21 protein-coding genes and 1 tRNA gene are annotated in these 15,375 nt (G+C 71.5%); 13 read left to right on the forward strand and 9 right to left on the reverse strand.

Going from position 1 to position 15,375, the window contains the following annotated elements:
• Positions 1–5: 5 nt before the first annotated feature.
• The 7 genes from QC818_RS03280 (at position 6) to pdxH (ending at position 3,975) form a co-directional block, all read left to right on the forward strand.
• Positions 6–428, forward strand: coding sequence for a gamma-glutamylcyclotransferase family protein (locus tag QC818_RS03280; RefSeq protein ID WP_309651416.1), 423 nt, complete (start codon positions 6–8; stop codon positions 426–428).
• A gap of 258 nt (positions 429–686) precedes the next feature.
• The gene (gene arsC / locus QC818_RS03285; protein ID WP_309651417.1) at positions 687–1,028 is read left to right on the forward strand and encodes an arsenate reductase (glutaredoxin); all 342 of its coding nucleotides are present in this window, start codon (positions 687–689) and stop codon (positions 1,026–1,028) included.
• Between the two features lie 24 nt (positions 1,029–1,052).
• A complete protein-coding gene (gene wrbA, locus QC818_RS03290) occupies positions 1,053–1,676 on the forward strand; it encodes an NAD(P)H:quinone oxidoreductase (RefSeq protein ID WP_309651418.1) in 624 nt (207 codons plus the stop codon).
• Positions 1,673–2,065, forward strand: coding sequence for a DUF2069 domain-containing protein (locus QC818_RS03295; protein WP_309651419.1), 393 nt, complete (start codon positions 1,673–1,675; stop codon positions 2,063–2,065). Before wrbA ends, QC818_RS03295 begins: the two co-directional genes overlap by 4 nt.
• A gap of 135 nt (positions 2,066–2,200) precedes the next feature.
• Positions 2,201–2,899, forward strand: coding sequence for an AzlC family ABC transporter permease (locus QC818_RS03300; RefSeq protein ID WP_309651420.1), 699 nt, complete (start codon positions 2,201–2,203; stop codon positions 2,897–2,899).
• Positions 2,896–3,243, forward strand: a complete 348-nt coding sequence (locus QC818_RS03305; protein ID WP_309651421.1) for a branched-chain amino acid transporter permease — start codon at positions 2,896–2,898, stop codon at positions 3,241–3,243. Before QC818_RS03300 ends, QC818_RS03305 begins: the two co-directional genes overlap by 4 nt.
• 90 nt (positions 3,244–3,333) lie before the next feature.
• Entirely contained in the window at positions 3,334–3,975 is a 642-nt protein-coding gene (gene pdxH / locus QC818_RS03310; RefSeq protein WP_309651422.1) for a pyridoxamine 5'-phosphate oxidase, read from the forward strand.
• A 64-nt stretch (positions 3,976–4,039) separates the two neighbouring features.
• Here the strand turns inward: pdxH and QC818_RS03315 are convergent, their stop codons facing one another.
• On the reverse strand, positions 4,040–6,787 hold the full coding sequence (locus QC818_RS03315) for a bifunctional acetate--CoA ligase family protein/GNAT family N-acetyltransferase (protein WP_309651423.1): 2,748 nt from the start codon (positions 6,785–6,787) through the stop codon (positions 4,040–4,042).
• Between the two features lie 110 nt (positions 6,788–6,897).
• Here QC818_RS03315 and QC818_RS03320 point away from each other — a divergent pair, with 110 nt between their 5' ends.
• Both QC818_RS03320 and QC818_RS03325 read left to right on the forward strand, forming a co-directional pair.
• The gene (locus QC818_RS03320) at positions 6,898–7,830 is read left to right on the forward strand and encodes a histone deacetylase family protein (protein WP_309651424.1); all 933 of its coding nucleotides are present in this window, start codon (positions 6,898–6,900) and stop codon (positions 7,828–7,830) included.
• A 148-nt stretch (positions 7,831–7,978) separates the two neighbouring features.
• A complete protein-coding gene (locus tag QC818_RS03325) occupies positions 7,979–8,611 on the forward strand; it encodes a helix-turn-helix domain-containing protein (RefSeq protein WP_309651425.1) in 633 nt (210 codons plus the stop codon).
• A gap of 4 nt (positions 8,612–8,615) precedes the next feature.
• Here the strand turns inward: QC818_RS03325 and QC818_RS03330 are convergent, their stop codons facing one another.
• Entirely contained in the window at positions 8,616–9,455 is an 840-nt protein-coding gene (locus QC818_RS03330; RefSeq protein WP_309651426.1) for a formate dehydrogenase accessory sulfurtransferase FdhD, read from the reverse strand.
• A 131-nt stretch (positions 9,456–9,586) separates the two neighbouring features.
• Here QC818_RS03330 and QC818_RS03335 point away from each other — a divergent pair, with 131 nt between their 5' ends.
• The 3 genes from QC818_RS03335 to QC818_RS03345 are packed head-to-tail and all read left to right on the forward strand — an operon-like array spanning position 9,587 to position 11,623.
• Entirely contained in the window at positions 9,587–9,907 is a 321-nt protein-coding gene (locus QC818_RS03335) for a DUF1244 domain-containing protein (protein ID WP_309651427.1), read from the forward strand.
• On the forward strand, positions 9,904–10,431 hold the full coding sequence (gene moaB / locus QC818_RS03340; protein WP_309651428.1) for a molybdenum cofactor biosynthesis protein B: 528 nt from the start codon (positions 9,904–9,906) through the stop codon (positions 10,429–10,431). The genes QC818_RS03335 and moaB overlap by 4 nt, the downstream gene beginning before the upstream one ends.
• Entirely contained in the window at positions 10,418–11,623 is a 1,206-nt protein-coding gene (locus QC818_RS03345; protein ID WP_309651429.1) for a molybdopterin molybdotransferase MoeA, read from the forward strand. The genes moaB and QC818_RS03345 overlap by 14 nt, the downstream gene beginning before the upstream one ends.
• Here QC818_RS03345 and QC818_RS03350 read toward each other — a convergent pair.
• The 7 genes from QC818_RS03350 to QC818_RS03380 all read right to left on the reverse strand — a co-directional run bounded on the left by QC818_RS03350 (position 11,603) and on the right by QC818_RS03380 (position 14,882).
• A complete protein-coding gene (locus tag QC818_RS03350; RefSeq protein ID WP_309651430.1) occupies positions 11,603–12,187 on the reverse strand; it encodes an acyl carrier protein phosphodiesterase in 585 nt (194 codons plus the stop codon). The genes QC818_RS03345 and QC818_RS03350 overlap by 21 nt on opposite strands.
• 1 nt (position 12,188) lies before the next feature.
• Positions 12,189–12,542, reverse strand: coding sequence for a TusE/DsrC/DsvC family sulfur relay protein (locus QC818_RS03355; protein WP_309651431.1), 354 nt, complete (start codon positions 12,540–12,542; stop codon positions 12,189–12,191).
• A 3-nt stretch (positions 12,543–12,545) separates the two neighbouring features.
• A complete protein-coding gene (gene tusB / locus QC818_RS03360; RefSeq protein ID WP_309651432.1) occupies positions 12,546–12,836 on the reverse strand; it encodes a sulfurtransferase complex subunit TusB in 291 nt (96 codons plus the stop codon).
• Positions 12,837–12,858: 22 nt separating this feature from the next.
• A complete protein-coding gene (tusC, locus tag QC818_RS03365) occupies positions 12,859–13,239 on the reverse strand; it encodes a sulfurtransferase complex subunit TusC (RefSeq protein ID WP_309651433.1) in 381 nt (126 codons plus the stop codon).
• Positions 13,240–13,249: 10 nt separating this feature from the next.
• Positions 13,250–13,642, reverse strand: coding sequence for a sulfurtransferase complex subunit TusD (tusD, locus tag QC818_RS03370; protein ID WP_309651434.1), 393 nt, complete (start codon positions 13,640–13,642; stop codon positions 13,250–13,252).
• Between the two features lie 69 nt (positions 13,643–13,711).
• Positions 13,712–14,380: a Bax inhibitor-1/YccA family protein gene (locus QC818_RS03375; RefSeq protein WP_309651435.1), complete on the reverse strand. Its 669-nt coding sequence runs from the start codon at positions 14,378–14,380 to the stop codon at positions 13,712–13,714.
• Positions 14,381–14,474: 94 nt separating this feature from the next.
• Positions 14,475–14,882 (reverse strand): NUDIX hydrolase, encoded by a 408-nt coding sequence (locus QC818_RS03380; RefSeq protein WP_309651436.1) that lies wholly within the window; start codon positions 14,880–14,882, stop codon positions 14,475–14,477.
• Between the two features lie 120 nt (positions 14,883–15,002).
• Between QC818_RS03380 and QC818_RS03385 the strand changes: the two genes are divergently transcribed.
• A tRNA-Ser gene (locus QC818_RS03385) sits at positions 15,003–15,092 on the forward strand.
• Positions 15,093–15,375: the final 283 nt, after the last annotated feature.

Raw genomic sequence — 15,375 nt, forward strand, 5'->3', positions numbered from 1 at the left:
TCGCCATGCCCTCTGCGCGCCTGCTGATCGGCTTGCCCCTGCTCGCCATGCCGGCGGCGATCGCCGCCTGGCTATGGCTGACGATGCTCAGCCCCTGGACCTATGACCGCCCCGACCACCTGGCGCCGGTCGGCGAGGGGCCGCACGCCCTCTTCGTCTACGGCACCCTGACCCATGCCCCGGTTCGCTGGCTGGTCTACGGCCGCACGGGCGATCCGGCGCCGGCGACCCTGCCGGGCTTCCGCCGCACCGGGCTCGATCTGGTCCCCTGCGCCGGATGCGAGGTGGAAGGCCTGCGCCTGACCGTCGACGCCGAGGAGCTGGCCCGGCTGGATCGCTACGAGCGCCTCGGCGTGCGCTACGAGCGCGTCCGCGTCACCCTGGCCGACGGCCGTCGTGCCTGGACCTATCGCCGGCTGGATACCTGAGCGGGGGCGCTACACGAGTTGGCGACCAATAGATAACGGTATAAAACCGTCGACGGGGCATCTGCCACTCTGCAGGCAGTCCCCCCCCCCTGGCGGTGATGGTCACCGGCATGGCGCTGGCGATCATGTCGGTGTCGGCGCCATCGAGCGCCCCCTGCCCGGCCATCGCCGCGGGGACTAAGCAGGCCCGGTTGTGACGGGATTCGGCGGCGGCCTACAATGAGCCGCGTTCATCCCGCGCGACACAAGGACTCGCCCATGATCACCCTCCTCCACAATCCCCGCTGCTCCAAGTCCCGCCAGGCACTGGCCCTGCTCGAGGAGCGCGGCGCCGACGTCCGCGTCCGCCGCTACCTCGACGCCCCCCTGGACGAGGCCGAGCTGCGCGACCTGCTCGGCCGCCTCGACGCCGATGGCCGCGCTCTGGTGCGCACCAACGAGGCGGAGTGGAAGGCGCTGGACGCCGACATCGCGGATCCCGACCAGGTGGTTCGCGCCATCGTCGCGCACCCCCGGATCATGCAGCGCCCCATCGCCGACGACGGCGAACGGGCCGTGATCGGCCGCCCGCCGGAAGACGTGCTCGGCCTGCTCGACTGATCTCCCCCGACCTCAGGAAGCCCCATGTCCGCCTCCCTACCCTATGTGCTGATCCTCTACTACTCGCGTTCCGGCGCCACCCGGGCCATGGCCGAGCGCCTGGCCGCCGGCGTCGAGTCGCGCCCCGGCATCGAGGCCCGCCTGCGCACCGTGCCCCCCGTCTCGCCGACCTGCGAGGCGGTGGATCCCGAGATCCCCGAGCAGGGCGCGATCTACGCCGACCTCGACGACCTGCGCCACTGCGCCGGCCTGGCGCTGGGCAGCCCCACGCGCTTCGGCAACATGGCCGCCCCGCTCAAGCACTACCTCGACACCACCAGCGAGCTGTGGCTGGGGGGCGCCCTGGTCGACAAGCCGGCCACCGCCTTCACCTCCACCTCCAGCCTGCACGGCGGCCAGGAGACCACCCTGATCAGCATGCTGCTGCCGCTGCTCCACCACGGCATGGTCTACGCCGGCCTGCCCTACAGCGAGACCGCCCTGATGGAGACCCAGGGCGGCGGCACCCCCTACGGCGCCAGCCACCTGGCGGGCAAGCGCAGCGACCGGCCGCTGGACGACGCCGAGCGCCGCCTGGCCCACGCCCAGGGACGCCGGCTGGCGCACCTGGCCCTGACCCTGGCCCGACCGCAAGGAGACGCCCGATGAGACGCTGGCTCGAGGATCTGGAGGCTCGCCGGGGCCTGGACACCCTGACCGCCGGCGCCCGGCGCCTGGTGATCGGCAGCTATGGGGTGCTGCTGGCGCTGATGCTCTATCGCGGCCTGGCGGTGCAGAGCGACGGCAGCCCGGTGGGGCCGCTGGTGGCCTTCGTGCTGCCGCTGGTGCTCTTCCTGCCGTCGATCCTGGCACGCCGGGCCCGGGGGCACGCCTGGCTGGCCTTCGTCAGCCTGCTCTACTTCACTCAGGGGGTGATGGTGGCGACCCTGCCCGGGCAGGGGCTGCGCGGGCTGGCGGAGGCGCTGGTTTCGCTGGCCCTGTTCACCGGCTGCATGGGCTACGCCCGCTTCCGCAGCCGCCAGCTCCGGGCGGGCTGAGCGGCCGGGCGGCCATGACCGCCCGGCATCCTGCTCTCACCATCTTTCGCAGCAATATTCGCTACGCATAGGGACATGCGCGGTCGCATCCTCTTATACTAGCGGCCTCACCATCGGCCAACAGGGAGGTCACCGATGCCACATCGCCGGGTCTGGCAGGAGGCGTTCGGCGCCACCCTGCCGGTCATGTTCGGCTACCTGCCGCTGGGCGCGGCCTTCGGCATCCTGGCTATCGAGGTCGGGGTGCCGGTCTGGGGGGCGCTGCTGATGTCGCTGGTCATCTATGCCGGCGCCGGCCAGTTCCTCGCCGTGGCGCTGCTGGGCGCGGGGGCCGGCCTCGCCGAGGTGGCGGTGGCTACCCTGATGCTCAACTCGCGTCACCTCTTCTACGGCCTGTCGCTGCTCAAGCGCTTCGAGGGCGCCGGCTGGCGCAAGCCCTACCTGATCTTCGCGCTCACCGACGAGACCTACTCGCTGCTCACCGGCCAGGCGGGCGAGGCGCGACAGGACCACGCCCTGGCCTTTCGCGTCAGCCTGCTCAACCAGGCCTGGTGGGTGCTGGGCTCCCTGGCCGGGGCGCTGGCCGGGGCCACCCTGACCTTCGACAGCCGCGGCATCGAGTTTGCGCTGACGGCGCTGTTCATCGTCCTGACCCTGGAGCAGGCCCGCCGCCTGCGCCGCGCCCTGCCCTTCGTGATCGCCCTGGCCACCGGCCTCGGCGCCCTGGCGCTGCTGCCCGAGCGACACCTCCTGCTCGGCGCCATCGGCGCGGCGAGCCTGGTGCTGCTGGCCCACTATCGGTCGGTCACGCCGCGCCGGGAGGGCACCGCATGAGCCTCGTCGCCCTGCTGACCTTCATCGGCGTCTGCGCCCTGGCGACCTTCGCGACCCGGGTGCTGCCCTTCGTCGCCCTGTCGCGCCATGCCGATCACCCGCTGATCCTGCACCTGGGGCGCTACCTGCCGCCGGCGGTGATGATGATCCTGGTCATCTACGCCCTGCGCGACTTCCGGCCGCTCGCCGAAGGGCGCCTCAACGTCGCCGCGGACGGCTGGCCGATGCTGATCGCGGCCCTGACCGTGGTCGGGCTGCACCTGTGGCGTCGCCATGCCCTGCTGTCGATCATCGGCGGCACCGGCCTGTACATGGCGATGATCCAGGTCGGCTGGATGCCGTAAGATGAAACGAATGCCCCTGGTCGAGCCGAGCGGCCGGTTGAGCTCGCCCCGACAACCGGCCACCATGACACCCCATTCTAGGAGAACGCCATGACACGCAACATCGCCGACATCCGGCGCGACTACGAGGGAGGCCGACTGGACGAGGCCGAGCTGCCCGACCAGCCCATGCCCATGTTCGACGACTGGCTGGCCCTGGCCCTGGACGCCGAGGGTAGCGACGGCAACGTCATGACCCTGGCCACCGTCGACAGCCAGGGCCACCCCCATGCCCGGGTACTACTGCTCAAGGGCACCGACGAGCGGGGGATGGTCTTCTACAGCAACTACCACAGCCACAAGGGCAGCGAACTGGCCAACGTGCCCCAGGCCGCGCTGGTCTTCTGGTGGCCCTCGCTGTCGCGCCAGATCCGCGTCGAGGGCGTGGTCGAGCAGGTCAGCGCCGAGGAGTCCGACGCCTACTTCGCCAGCCGCCCCCGCGCCAGCCAGCTGGGCGCCTGGGTGGCCACCCAGAGCGTGGTGATCCCCGACCGCAACTGGCTCGAGGAACGCGAGGCCCGCTTCGAGCAGGCCTACGAGGGCCAGGAGATCCCGCGGCCGGTGCACTGGGGGGGCTACCGGCTGGTGCCGGAGATGATCGAGTTCTGGCAGGGCCAGCCCAGCCGGCTGCACGACCGCATCCGCTTCGAGCGCCGCGACGGCCACTGGCAGCGCTTCCGCCTGGCGCCCTGATCCCGCCGGATGCCGGCCCCGGGCCGCCGCCGGCTCGGGGCGGCCCGCCGGCCACGCCGACGGCTCAGTCGGGCAGGCTCTCCAGGCGGTGACGCTGCCATTCGCTTTCCGGCTCGTTGAGCCGCAGCACCGCATCCACCACCTGTTCCTCCATGTTGAAGCGCTGGGTGAAGCCCAGGTGCTTCATCAGGGTGCGCATCGGATGGTTGTCGACCATGATCTTGCCGACCATCTCCAGGGTCCCCACGCTACGGCAGTAGCGAATCATCTTGTTCATCAGCAGGCTGCCGATGCCCAGCCCCTGGAGGTCATCGCGGACGATGATCGAGAACTCGGTGCGGATGTTGTCCGGATCGTTCCAGACCCGCACCACCCCGAGCATCTCCTTGCCCCCCGCCTCCAGCGGCCGCTCGGCGATGAACGCCATCTGGCGGTCGTAGTTGATGTGCGACAGCATCGACAGGTCGCGCTGGGTGAGGTCGGCCTTGTTGTGGAAGTAGCGGAAGCGGATGCTCTCCTCGGAGAGCCGCTCGTGGAAGCCGGTGATCAGCGGGGCGTCCTCGGCGCGGATCGGGCGCACCTCGACGCGCCAGCCGTTGTTCAGGGTCACCCATTCCCGCAGCTCCTCCGGGTAGGGCATGATCGCGAAGCGCGCCGGCCGGCCCAGGTCCATGGCGAAGTCCACCGCCACCATGCCATCGCGGTTGAGCAGCAGCGGGTTGAGCTCCAGCCCCCGCAGCTCCACCAGGTCGGTGGCCATCTGCGACAGCGTCACCAGCAGCTCGCCGATGCGCGCCAGGTCCCGCTCCGGGTCCCGCGAGTGCTCGCGGATCAGCCGCGCCGCATGGGTGCGATCGACCAGGTCCGCCGCCAGGCTCATGTTGAGCGGGGGCAGGGCCACCTGGCGATCGGCGAGGATGTTGACCTTGTAGCCGCCGATGCCGAACACGATCACCGGGCCGAAGACCGGGTCCCGGGTGATGCCGGCGCACAGCTGCATGGAGTGCTTGCCCCGCTGCATGGGCTGCAGGCAATACTCGCGCACCCGGAACTCGGGAAACTTCTCCGCCACCTTGTCGCCCAGGCGGGTGACGCCCTCGGCCACCTGCTCGGGGCCGACCAGGTCCTGCAGCAGCCCGGCGGAGAGCTTGTGCGGGTGCTGGCGATAGCGGAAGGGGCGACAGTTGCCGTCGTGGACCACCTTCAGCGCCAGCGGCCCGGCGAACTCGCCGGCCGCCGAGGCGGCCTGCTCGGGATCGGCCACGTAGCGGCTCGGCGCCACCGGGATGCCGTAGGCCTCGAGCACCCGCGCCGCCTCGGAGTGGTGCAGGCATTCGCGCCCCTCGCCGCGCGCCGTCTCGATCAGCGCCCGACAGGCCGCGCGGCTCTCGCCGGTGGTGGCGAAGGGCAGGCTCGGCGGCGTCTCCTGGAGCAGAGCCTGGACGCGCTGGTAGTCGACCATGTGCATGAAGGCCTTGACCGCCTTCTCCGGCGACAGGTAGGTGGGGATGCCCGCCTCGTTGCAGGCGTGGCGCGCCTTCAGGGCCTCCTCCAGGCCCATCCAGCTGGTCAGCAGGTTGCGGCGGAAGCGCTTGCGGGCGTCGATCAGCGCCCGGGCCGTGTCCACCGACGGCGCCAGGCGGGTCGGGGCATGCACCACCAGCACCGCATCCACCCCCGGGTCCGCGGCCACCAGCTCGATGGCCTCGACGAAGCGTTCGGGCCCGGCGTTGCCGCCCAGGTCCACCGGGTTCTCGCCGGGCTTGCTGACGTCCACGTCGTCGCGGCGCAGCGCGGCCCGGGTCGCCGCGGTGAACTCGGCCAGGCGCCCGCCGGCGCTGAGCAGCTTGTCGATGGCCAGCATCGCCGGCCCCAGCCCGTTGGACACCACCGCCAGGCGATCGCGCTTCAGGGGCTTCATCCGCGACAGGGTCTCCAGGGCATCGAACAGCTCGTCGGAGTCGTCCACCCGCACCACCCCGGCCCGGGCGAAGGCCGCGTCGAATACCTGGTCGCGATTGGCGATGCCCGGGGTGGGCGGCAGCCCGGAGATGTCCGAGGCCGCGGTACGCCCGCTCTTGATGGCCAGCACCAGGCGGTGCCGCGAGGCCTCGCGCACCGCGGTCATGAAGTGCTGGGCATCGAGGACCCGCTCCAGGTGCAGCAGCAGCGCCTGGGTCGGGGCGAACTGGTTGATGTAGTCGATGAGGTCCGGCAGCAGGACGTCCACGCTGTCGCCCAGGGTCACCAGGTGCGAGAAGCCGATGCCGCGCCCGGCGGCCCAGTCGATCATGGCGTTGCCCAGCATGCCCGACTGGCCGAGGTAGGCCACCCGTCCGCGCCGCACCGGCTGGCTGGCGTAGGAGGCGTTGAGCCGGCGACCGGGCACGATGAGGCCCATGCACTCCGGCCCCAGCACCCGGATCCCCGATTCCCGCGCCGCCGCCAGCATGCGGCTGCGGATCGAGTCCTCGCCGTCCCGCTCGTCGTCCAGGTGCGCCCCGCCGGACAGCACCAGGGCCGCCCGCGCCCCGAAGCGCCCGAGCTGGCCGATCAGCCGCGGCACCGCCGCCACCGGCGCACAGATCACCGCCAGGTCCGGCACCTCGGGCAGGCGCGAGACCCGGGACACGCAGGGCGCCCCGTACACCGTCTCGTAGCCCTTGGGGTTGACCGCCCACAGCGGCCCGGGGAAGCCGCCCTCCTGAAGGTTGCGGATCACCAGCCCCCCCATGGAGTGGGGCTTCTCCGAGGCGCCGATCACGGCGACGGTGCGCGGCTCGAAGAAGTGATGCAGGAAACGGGTGCTCATCGGACGGCTCCATGGGGTGGCTCGAACACCTCCCTGTGTACGACTTATTGACACTGTCCTGCAAGGCCCGCCCGCGCTTAGGGTGAGATCAGTCAATCCGGAGCCCCCGCATGATCACGGCCTACCTCACCCATCCCCACTGCCACCTGCACCACATGGGCCCGGAACACCCCGAGAGCCCGCATCGCCTGGAGGCCATCCGGGCCCGGCTGATGCGCGCCGGGCTGCTCCAGCAGGCCATGCAGGGCGACGCCCCGGAGGCCTCCGAGGAGCAACTCGCCCGGGTGCATCCCCTGCGCCACCTGCGCGCCCTGGAGAAATGCCTGCCCGAGGCCGGGATCGTGCCCCTCGACGGCGACACCCTGATGAACCCGGACAGCCTGCTGGCCGCCCGCCACGCCGCCGGCGCGGTGGTGCGTGGCGTCGACCAGGTGTTCCGCCGCCAGGCCGACAACGTCTTCTGCGCGGTGCGCCCCCCGGGGCACCACGCCGAGGCCACCGACGCCATGGGCTTCTGCTTCTACAACAACGTGGCGGTGGGCGCCGCCCACGCCCGGGCGCGCTACGGCGCCCGGCGGATCGCCATCCTCGACTTCGACGTCCACCAGTGCAACGGCACCATCGACATCTTCAAGGACGACCCGGAGATACTGGTCTGCACCAGCTTCCAGTACCCCTTCTACCCCTGGCGCTACCTGCGCAGCGAAGCCCGCAACGTGGTCAACACCCCCCTCGAGGCGGGCACCGACGGCGCGGCCTTCCGCCGGGCCGTGGAAGACGACTGGCTGCCGGCCCTGCACGCCTTCAAGCCGGAGCTGGTGCTGGTCTCCGCGGGCTTCGACGCCCATCGCGAGGATCCCCTCGCCGAGCTGAACCTGGGCGACGCCGACTACCACTGGGTCACCCGCCTGGCCATGGAGATCGCCGCCCTCTACGCCGACAACCGCCTGGTCTCGGTGCTCGAGGGCGGCTACGATCCCGAGGCCCTGGGCCGCGGCGTCGAGGCCCACCTGCGGGCCCTGATGGGGCTGCCCTTCGACTGACCGGGCCGTCAGGTTTTCCGCCCCCCGGGAAACTCCGCCGCCCGTCACCGGGATGTCGCCCGCGGCACGATCGGCGTCGCCGATGGCGCCGCTCGCCCCCGCGGATATGGTAGGCTGGGGGAAACCCCGTTTCCGATAGTGAACCCGCATGTCCGCCACCAACGACCAGGAGGCCGCGCTGCGCATCGCCTCCGGCCGCAAGCCCTTCGTCGAGCCCCTGCGGCTGGGCGAGCGTCTCAAGGAGATTCGCCTGGCCAACCAGTGGACCCTCGGCGACGTCAGCGAGCGCACGGGCCTGGCCCGCTCCACCCTGTCGAAGATCGAGAACGACCAGATCTCGCCGACCTTCAGCGCCGTGCAGAAGCTGATCAGTGGCCTGGACATCGACCTGCCCCAGCTGCTCTCCCAGCCGCGCCCCCAGTCACGCACCATGGGCCGGCGCGACCTGACCCGCCGCGGCGACGGCCAGCAGCATCCCACGCCCACCTACGAGCACGAGCTGCTCAGCTGCGAGCTGGCCCAGAAGCGCATGATCCCCTTCAAGACCATCGTCCGGGCGCGGCGCTTCGAGGAGTTCAGCGAATGGGTGCGCCACGACGGCGAGGAGTTCCTGATGGTGCTGGAGGGCGAGATCCAGCTGTTCTCCGAGTTCTACGAGCCGCTGCACCTGGTCAAGGGCGACAGCATCTACTTCGACAGCGACATGGGCCACGCCCTGGTCTCGGTGAGCGAGGAGGATGCCGTGGTGCTCTCGGTGTGCACGCCCCGGGACGCCCAGTAGAGCCTCAGCACCGATCCCCCGGGCGCCGCGGCGGCACGGCGTCCCAGCGCAGGCGCCCCTCGGGGCCGATCGCCTGGAAGCGTCTCCCCTTGGCCCGGGCGACCAGCAGGACGCCGAAGCGCTCGGCGAGCTCCACTCCCTTCTGGGTCACCCCGGAACGCGACACCAGCACGGCGATGCCCATCTGGGCCACCTTGAGCACCATCTCCGAGGTCAGCCGGCCGGTGGTGTAGAAGATGTCCGGTGCCGGCCCCGGGTCGGCGGCCAGCCACTGGCGCCCGGCCAGGGTGTCCACGGCGTTGTGGCGCCCCACGTCCTCCACGAAGTCCAGCACCGCCGCCTGGCGGCACAGGGCGCAGCCGTGCACCGCCCCGGCGCTGCGATAGGTCTCGTTGTAGGCGCCAAGGTTCTCCAGCAGCGCATAGAGCACCGACTGGCGCAGCGTGGTGTCCGGCAGGCGCGACAGGTCCGTGGCCTCCAGCAGGCGGCCGAAGACCGTGCCCTGGCCGCAGCCGGTGGTCACGGTGCGCTGCCCCAGCCGGGTCGCGAGGTCGGCGGGCTCGCGACGGGTGACCACCGCGGCGGCCTCCACCTCCCAGTCCACCTGGACCGCCTGGAGGTCCTCGAGGCGCTCGACCAGGCCCTGGTTGCGCAGATAGCCCACCACCAGGGCCTCGGGATCGGCGCCCAGGGTCATCAGGGTGACGATCTCGCGACGATTGAGGTAGACGGTCAGCGCCCGCTCCGCGGCGATCGGCTGGGCCCGCGGTCGGCCGAACTCGTCGACCACGGTGATCTCCAGGGTCGCGGGCAGGCGGGCATGGCTCAGGGCGATCCGCGGCATCGGCATACTCCTCGGGCGGGATGCCCTCAGGATGGCACGTCCCCCGCGTTGACGTCGCCCCGGGCCGACCCGCGCCCGTGACTTTTGTTAAGCTGGAGCCCTCTGGACAGAACCACCATGGAGCCAGCCCCATGCAACACCTCGACGACACCACCCGCACCGAGCTCGAGGCCGCCGCCTTCCGCCGGCTGCTGCGCCACCTGGACGAGCACAAGGAGGTGCAGAACATCGAGCTGATGAACCTCGCCGACTTCTGCCGCAACTGCCTCTCCAAGTGGCTGGTCGCCGCCGCCGAGGAGCGCGGCGAGTCGCTGGACTACGAGGCGGCCCGCGAGTACGTCTACGGCATGCCCTATCCGGAATGGAAGGCCCGCTACCAGGCCGAGGCGACGCCGGAGCAGAAGGCCGCCTTCGAGGCCCGCCAGGCCGCCAAGCAGGACCAGGAACGATGAGCGAGGCGATGATTCCCCTGACGGCGGCGGTGCTGACGGTCTCCGACACCCGCACCGAGGAGACCGACCGCAGCGGCCAGGCGCTGGCGGAGCGGCTCGAGGCCGCCGGCCATCGACTGGCCGAGCGTCGCATCGTGCCGGACGACGTCTACCGCATCCGCGCCGTGGTCGCCGCCTGGATCGCCGACCCCGCCGTCCAGGTGATCCTCACCACCGGGGGCACCGGCTTCACCGGCCGCGACTCCACCCCCGAGGCCGTCTCGGTGCTCCTCGACAAGCGCATCGAGGGCTTCGGCGAGCTGTTCCGCCAGCTGTCCTGGCACGAGGTGGGCAGCTCCACGGTGCAGAGCCGTTGCCTGGGCGGGCTGGCCAACGCCACCGTGGTGTTCTGCCTGCCGGGCTCCACCGGGGCCTGCCGCACCGCCTGGGACGGCATCCTCGCCGAGCAGCTCGACAGCCGGCACAAGCCCTGCAACTTCGCCAACCTGGTGATTCCCGAGCGAGGCCGGCATGTCCACGCTTGAACCCGTCGAGGCGGCGCTGGCCGCCCTGCTTGAGGACGTGGGCCCGCTCGACGGCGAACCGCTCGCCACCGAGCGGGCCGACGGTCGGGTGCTCGCCGAGGACGTCATGGCGCGCCTGAACGTGCCGCCCTTCGATAACAGCGCCATGGACGGCTATGCCCTGCACCATGCCGATGCCGGCCGCTGGCTGCCGGTGAGCCAACGCATCGCGGCGGGCGCCCCGGCGGCGCCCCTGGCCCCCGGCAGCTGCGCGCGCATCTTCACCGGCGGCGAGCTGCCCGCCGGCGCCGACTGCGTGGCGATGCAGGAGCGGGTCGAGGTCGACGGCGAGCGCGTGCGCACGCCCCCGGACCTGCCCGCCGGCGACAACCGGCGACGCCGGGGGCGCGACGTGGCCGCCGGACAGCGCCTGCTGGCCGCCGGCACCCGCCTGGACGCCGCGGCCCTCGGCCATCTGGCCGGCCAGGGCATCACCCGGGTCACCGTCCGACGCCGCCCCCGGGTGGCGCTGCTGTCCACCGGCGACGAGATCGTCGAACCCGGCCAGCCGCTGGGCCCGGGCCAGATCTACAACTCCAACCGGCCGATGCTGCGCAGCCTGCTGAACCGCTTCGGGGCCGAGGTGGTGCTCGTCGAGGCCGTCCCCGACGAGGCCGAGGCCACCCGCCGGCTGCTCCGCGAGGCCGCCGCGGCGGCGGACGTGGTGATCACCACCGGCGGCGTCAGCGTGGGCGAGGAGGATCATGTGCGCCATGCCGTGGAGGCGCTGGGCCGGCTGGACCTCTGGCGGCTGGCGATTCGCCCCGGCAAGCCCCTCGCCCTGGGGCGGCTGCCGCGCGCCGAGGGCGAGGCGCGCTTCATCGGCCTGCCCGGCAACCCGGTCTCCGGCTTCGTCGGCGCCTGGCTGTTCCTGCGCCCCCTGATGGGCGCCCTGCTGGGCTGCCCGGCCCTGGCGAGCCTGCCACGGCTGCGCGCCCGGGCGGACTTCGCGACCACCACCGGCCCGCGGCGTCACTACATGCGGGTGAGCCTCGATATCGGGGCGGACGGCATCGTCGCCCGCGCCTTCGCCGACCAGAACTCCGGGGTGCTGTCGTCCTGCGTCGGCGCCGACGCCCTGGCGGACATTCCGCCGTCGAGCCGGGTGGCCCCGGGGGACGCCGTCGACTGCCTATGGCTGCGGGGGGATTGAGCTCGGGGGCACGGCGAGTTCGGCCTCCAGCTCCGGCCACAGCCGCTCGAAGGTCTCGACCAGGCGATCGTAGTCGCGCTCCAGCCAGGGCAGCAGCGCGGCCAGCCGGTTGGGACCGCGAAGGCGCCGGCCGATGCCGGCCACGGCCCGGCAGGTGAAGGCGAAGTCGGCGTAGCCGCGCAGCCAGTCCTGGCGCACCAGCACCGGCATCATGCCGGCCAGCCGCGCCGGGGCCGGACGCGTGGCAAGCAGCCCGTAGCAGCGCTCCACCAAGGCATCCCGCTCGGCCGGGGCCAGGCGTCGGGCGAGGCAGTGATCCCACATCAGGTCCAGGGCGATGCCGGCGAAGCGCCGGCCGTCACGCGGCGCCCGGGCTCGGGTCGCCAGCAGCAGCGGATGGGTATCGATCACGGCATCCACCCGGCGGTGATGGCGAATGCCCGCCGCCACGACCGGCGCCCAGGTCGACAGGTCCGCGCCCTTGACGCCGTCGGCGATCAGGTTGCCGTAGAGGAAGTCGTCGCTGCCGCCCCGGGCCAGCCAGCCGTGCGCCAGGAAGTTCATGTCACAGGCAGTTGGCGGGCTTGGGCAGCCCCGCCAGGCGCGCCGCGACCTTGGCGGGGCTGCCGGGGAACAGCCGCATCAGGTGGATCGAGCGCCCCTTGTCCTGGCCCAGCGCCTGGCCCACCGCCTTGACCAGGGGGCGCATGGCCGGGGCCATCTCGTAGCGGGCGTAGAAGTCGCGCAGCACCTCGAGCACTTCCCAGTGGGCCGCCTCCAGGGCGAGCCCCTCCTCCTCGGCCAGCGCCTCGGCGACCGCCGGCGACCACTGGGCGAGATCGACCAGGTAGCCCTCCGGATCCAGGCCCACGCGATGACCCTCCAGGTCGAGATAACGGTATATTTCGGTGCTTGCCATGTCTCAGTACCAGCTCAGGGTCTGCTCGCTCTCTTCGGTCAGCGCCACGAAGCCGTCCGCGTCGACCGTCTGCACGGCGGCGTCGCAGCGCGCCAGCAGGCCACGCGACGCCAGGTCCTCGTGCAGCGCGAACAGCCGCCCGGGGATGGCGGCGAACGCGCCGGCCAGCCCCGGCAGCGCCCCCTGGACCCCATCCTCGATCAGCAGCAGCCGATCGTCGGGGCCCATGGCGGCCAGCGCCTGCTCGTGGACCCGGCTGACGCCCGGCGAACGGTTCAGGATATGCAGCTTCATGGTCATCGGCTCCGGCAAACGGCTAGAAGGTCAGGACCAGGTCGTGGGCATCGATCAGCTCGACGATGCCCGGGGCCTCCAGGCAGCGCGGCGCGAGCATCAGCGCCGCCTCGTCCAGGCCCCGGGCCGCCAACGCCTCGCGCTCGACCCAGAGGGCGTCGATATCGTACATCTCCAGCATCCGCAGCGTCGGCGCCGTGCCCTTCTGTCCCAGGGGGCCGGCCTCCTGGCCGTCCACCAGGGCCATGACGCCCTCGCCCATGAACAGCAGCGAGACGCGCTGGCCGAAGGCCGCCGCCACCAGGGCCGCGTCCAGCCCTTCGCGTAGCCAGCTGCTGCCGTGCGGCGCATGGCGCAGGATCACCAGCAGCTCGCCGTCGGCGCTATCGTGGTCGTGGCTCATGCCGCTCTCCTCAGGGGCCGAAGGTCACCAGGCGATCGCAGCGCCGGCCGAGGTCGATCAGCTGCCCCACCCCGGTCAGCTCGAAGGGGGCCTCGACGCTGTGGCCGGCCTTGCCGTGACGCGCCGCCTCACGCTCGTCGAGCAGGCCGCGGCGCAGGGCCGCGGCGATGCACACCTCCAGGCTCACCCCATGCTCGGCATGCAGGGCCGCCCAGGCGTCCACCAGGTGCGGCTCGTCCTGGGGGGGCGCCGCCAGCCGGGCGGCGTTGTACACCCCGTCGTGGTAGAAGAACACCGCCTCCAGGGCGTGCCCCCGGGCCAGCAGCGCCCGAGCGAAGCGCAGGGCCGAATGGCTGGCCTGGTCGCTGTAGGGGGCGCCCATCAGCAGGATCCCGTATCGCATGACAGTCCTCGTACAAAGAGGCTGGCCCCGCCAGGGCGGGGCCAGCCGTCGCGCTCGATGCCGCGGTCGTCAGTCCTGGCTCATGATCCCCAGCAGGGAGAGCAGGCTGACGAAGAGGTTGTAGATCGACACGTAGAGGGTGATGGTGGCGAGGATGTAGTTGGTCTCGCCGGCCCGGTGAACGATCTCGCTGGTCTGGTAGAGGATGGCCGCGGAGGCGAAGAGCACGAAGCCCGCGGAGACCATCAGCGACAGGGTCGGGATCTGGAAGATCAGGGCGGCGACCATGGCGAGGATCAGCACGATGGCGCCGGCCATCAGGAAGTTGGCGAGGAAGCTGAAGTCCTTGCGGGTCACCAGGGCCACGGCGGACAGGCCGAAGAAGGTCAGGCCGGTCAGCCCCAGGGCGGTCATGATCAGCTGGGCGCCGTTGGGCAGCGTCAGGTAGGCGCTGAGGATCGGCCCCAGGGTGAAGCCCATGAAGCCGGTGAAGGCGAAGGTCGCCAGCAGGCCCATGGCGGAGTTGGCGGTCTTGTGCACGAGGAACATCAGGCCGTAGGCGCCGATGAAGAAGACCAGGATGTTGATCTGCTGAATGCCCATGGCCATCGCCGCGCCGGCGGTTACCGCGGAGAACAGCAGGGTCATCGCCAGCAGGCCGTAGGTGTTGCGCAGCACCTTGTTGGTGCTGACCGCCCCGGTCTGCTGAGTGGTCACTCGGGTATCTTGGTAAGCCATCGATCCAGTGCTCCCTTTGGTTGATCCTGGCAATGGACACAGGATGCCGCCTGGGGGTTCCCGACGCAAGTGGCGGCCCCGGCAGGGTTCCACGTCAGGTCCACGCCTCGCCGGGGGCCAGCAGCCACCGCCCCAGGGCGCGGGTGGTATCGGTGACGTCGCCCCCGGCGACCGCCAGGTCATGGCGGCCCAGCCAGTGGACCGAGACGGCGTCGTCCCCCGCCACCGCCTCCCCCTCGTCGGCGTCGACGCGCATCACCACCAGCACATAGTGGCTGCGTAGCGCGCCATCCTCGCCGCGGTCGAGGATGTCCAGGGCCGTCAGCGGGCCCCGGGATACCCCCGCCAGGCCGGTCTCCTCGCGCAGCTCCCGGAGCACCGCGTCGTCCAGCGGCTCGCCGAACGCCACCTTGCCGCCGGGCAGCGCCAGCCGGCCGGCATGCGGCGGATGGCGGCGGCGCACCAGCAGCACCCGCCCGTCGCGGACGACGGCCGCGGCCACGGCCGCAACCGGGCGGGCGTCGGCGGAAGCGGAAGGACGCGGAGCGGGGTCGCTAACATCTTGATCGCACAATCGTCTTGACCTTTTGGCAAATGCTGGTAAAGTACACCGCCGTGAGCCGGAGGGATGGCAGAGCGGTTGAATGCACCGGTCTTGAAAACCGGCGAAGGTTAACGCCTTCCCAGGGTTCGAATCCCTGTCCCTCCGCCACCTTCTTCCAAGGGGATCAGCGAATTCGCTGATCCCCTTTCTCGTGTCCGGGCAGTCGAGCGCGGATCCTTCACAGCGCTCGATCATCGACGCCAATCCGTGGCACGGCAAGCCATGACCGGCACCTCCTCGATCATGAAGCCTACCAGCGCCCCCGCCTGGGGACACCGGCCGGCCGATGACGGCATGCGATGCGGCGTATCAGAACGCCGCCTTCCGTCGCGCCTCGATGGCCCCGGCGGGACAGGCGAGCGCGCCGGGGCCGATTCGCCCCGGCCACGAA

The organism is Halomonas koreensis (genome assembly GCF_031451675.1).
GTDB classification, from domain to species: Bacteria; Pseudomonadota; Gammaproteobacteria; order Pseudomonadales; family Halomonadaceae; genus Halomonas; species Halomonas koreensis.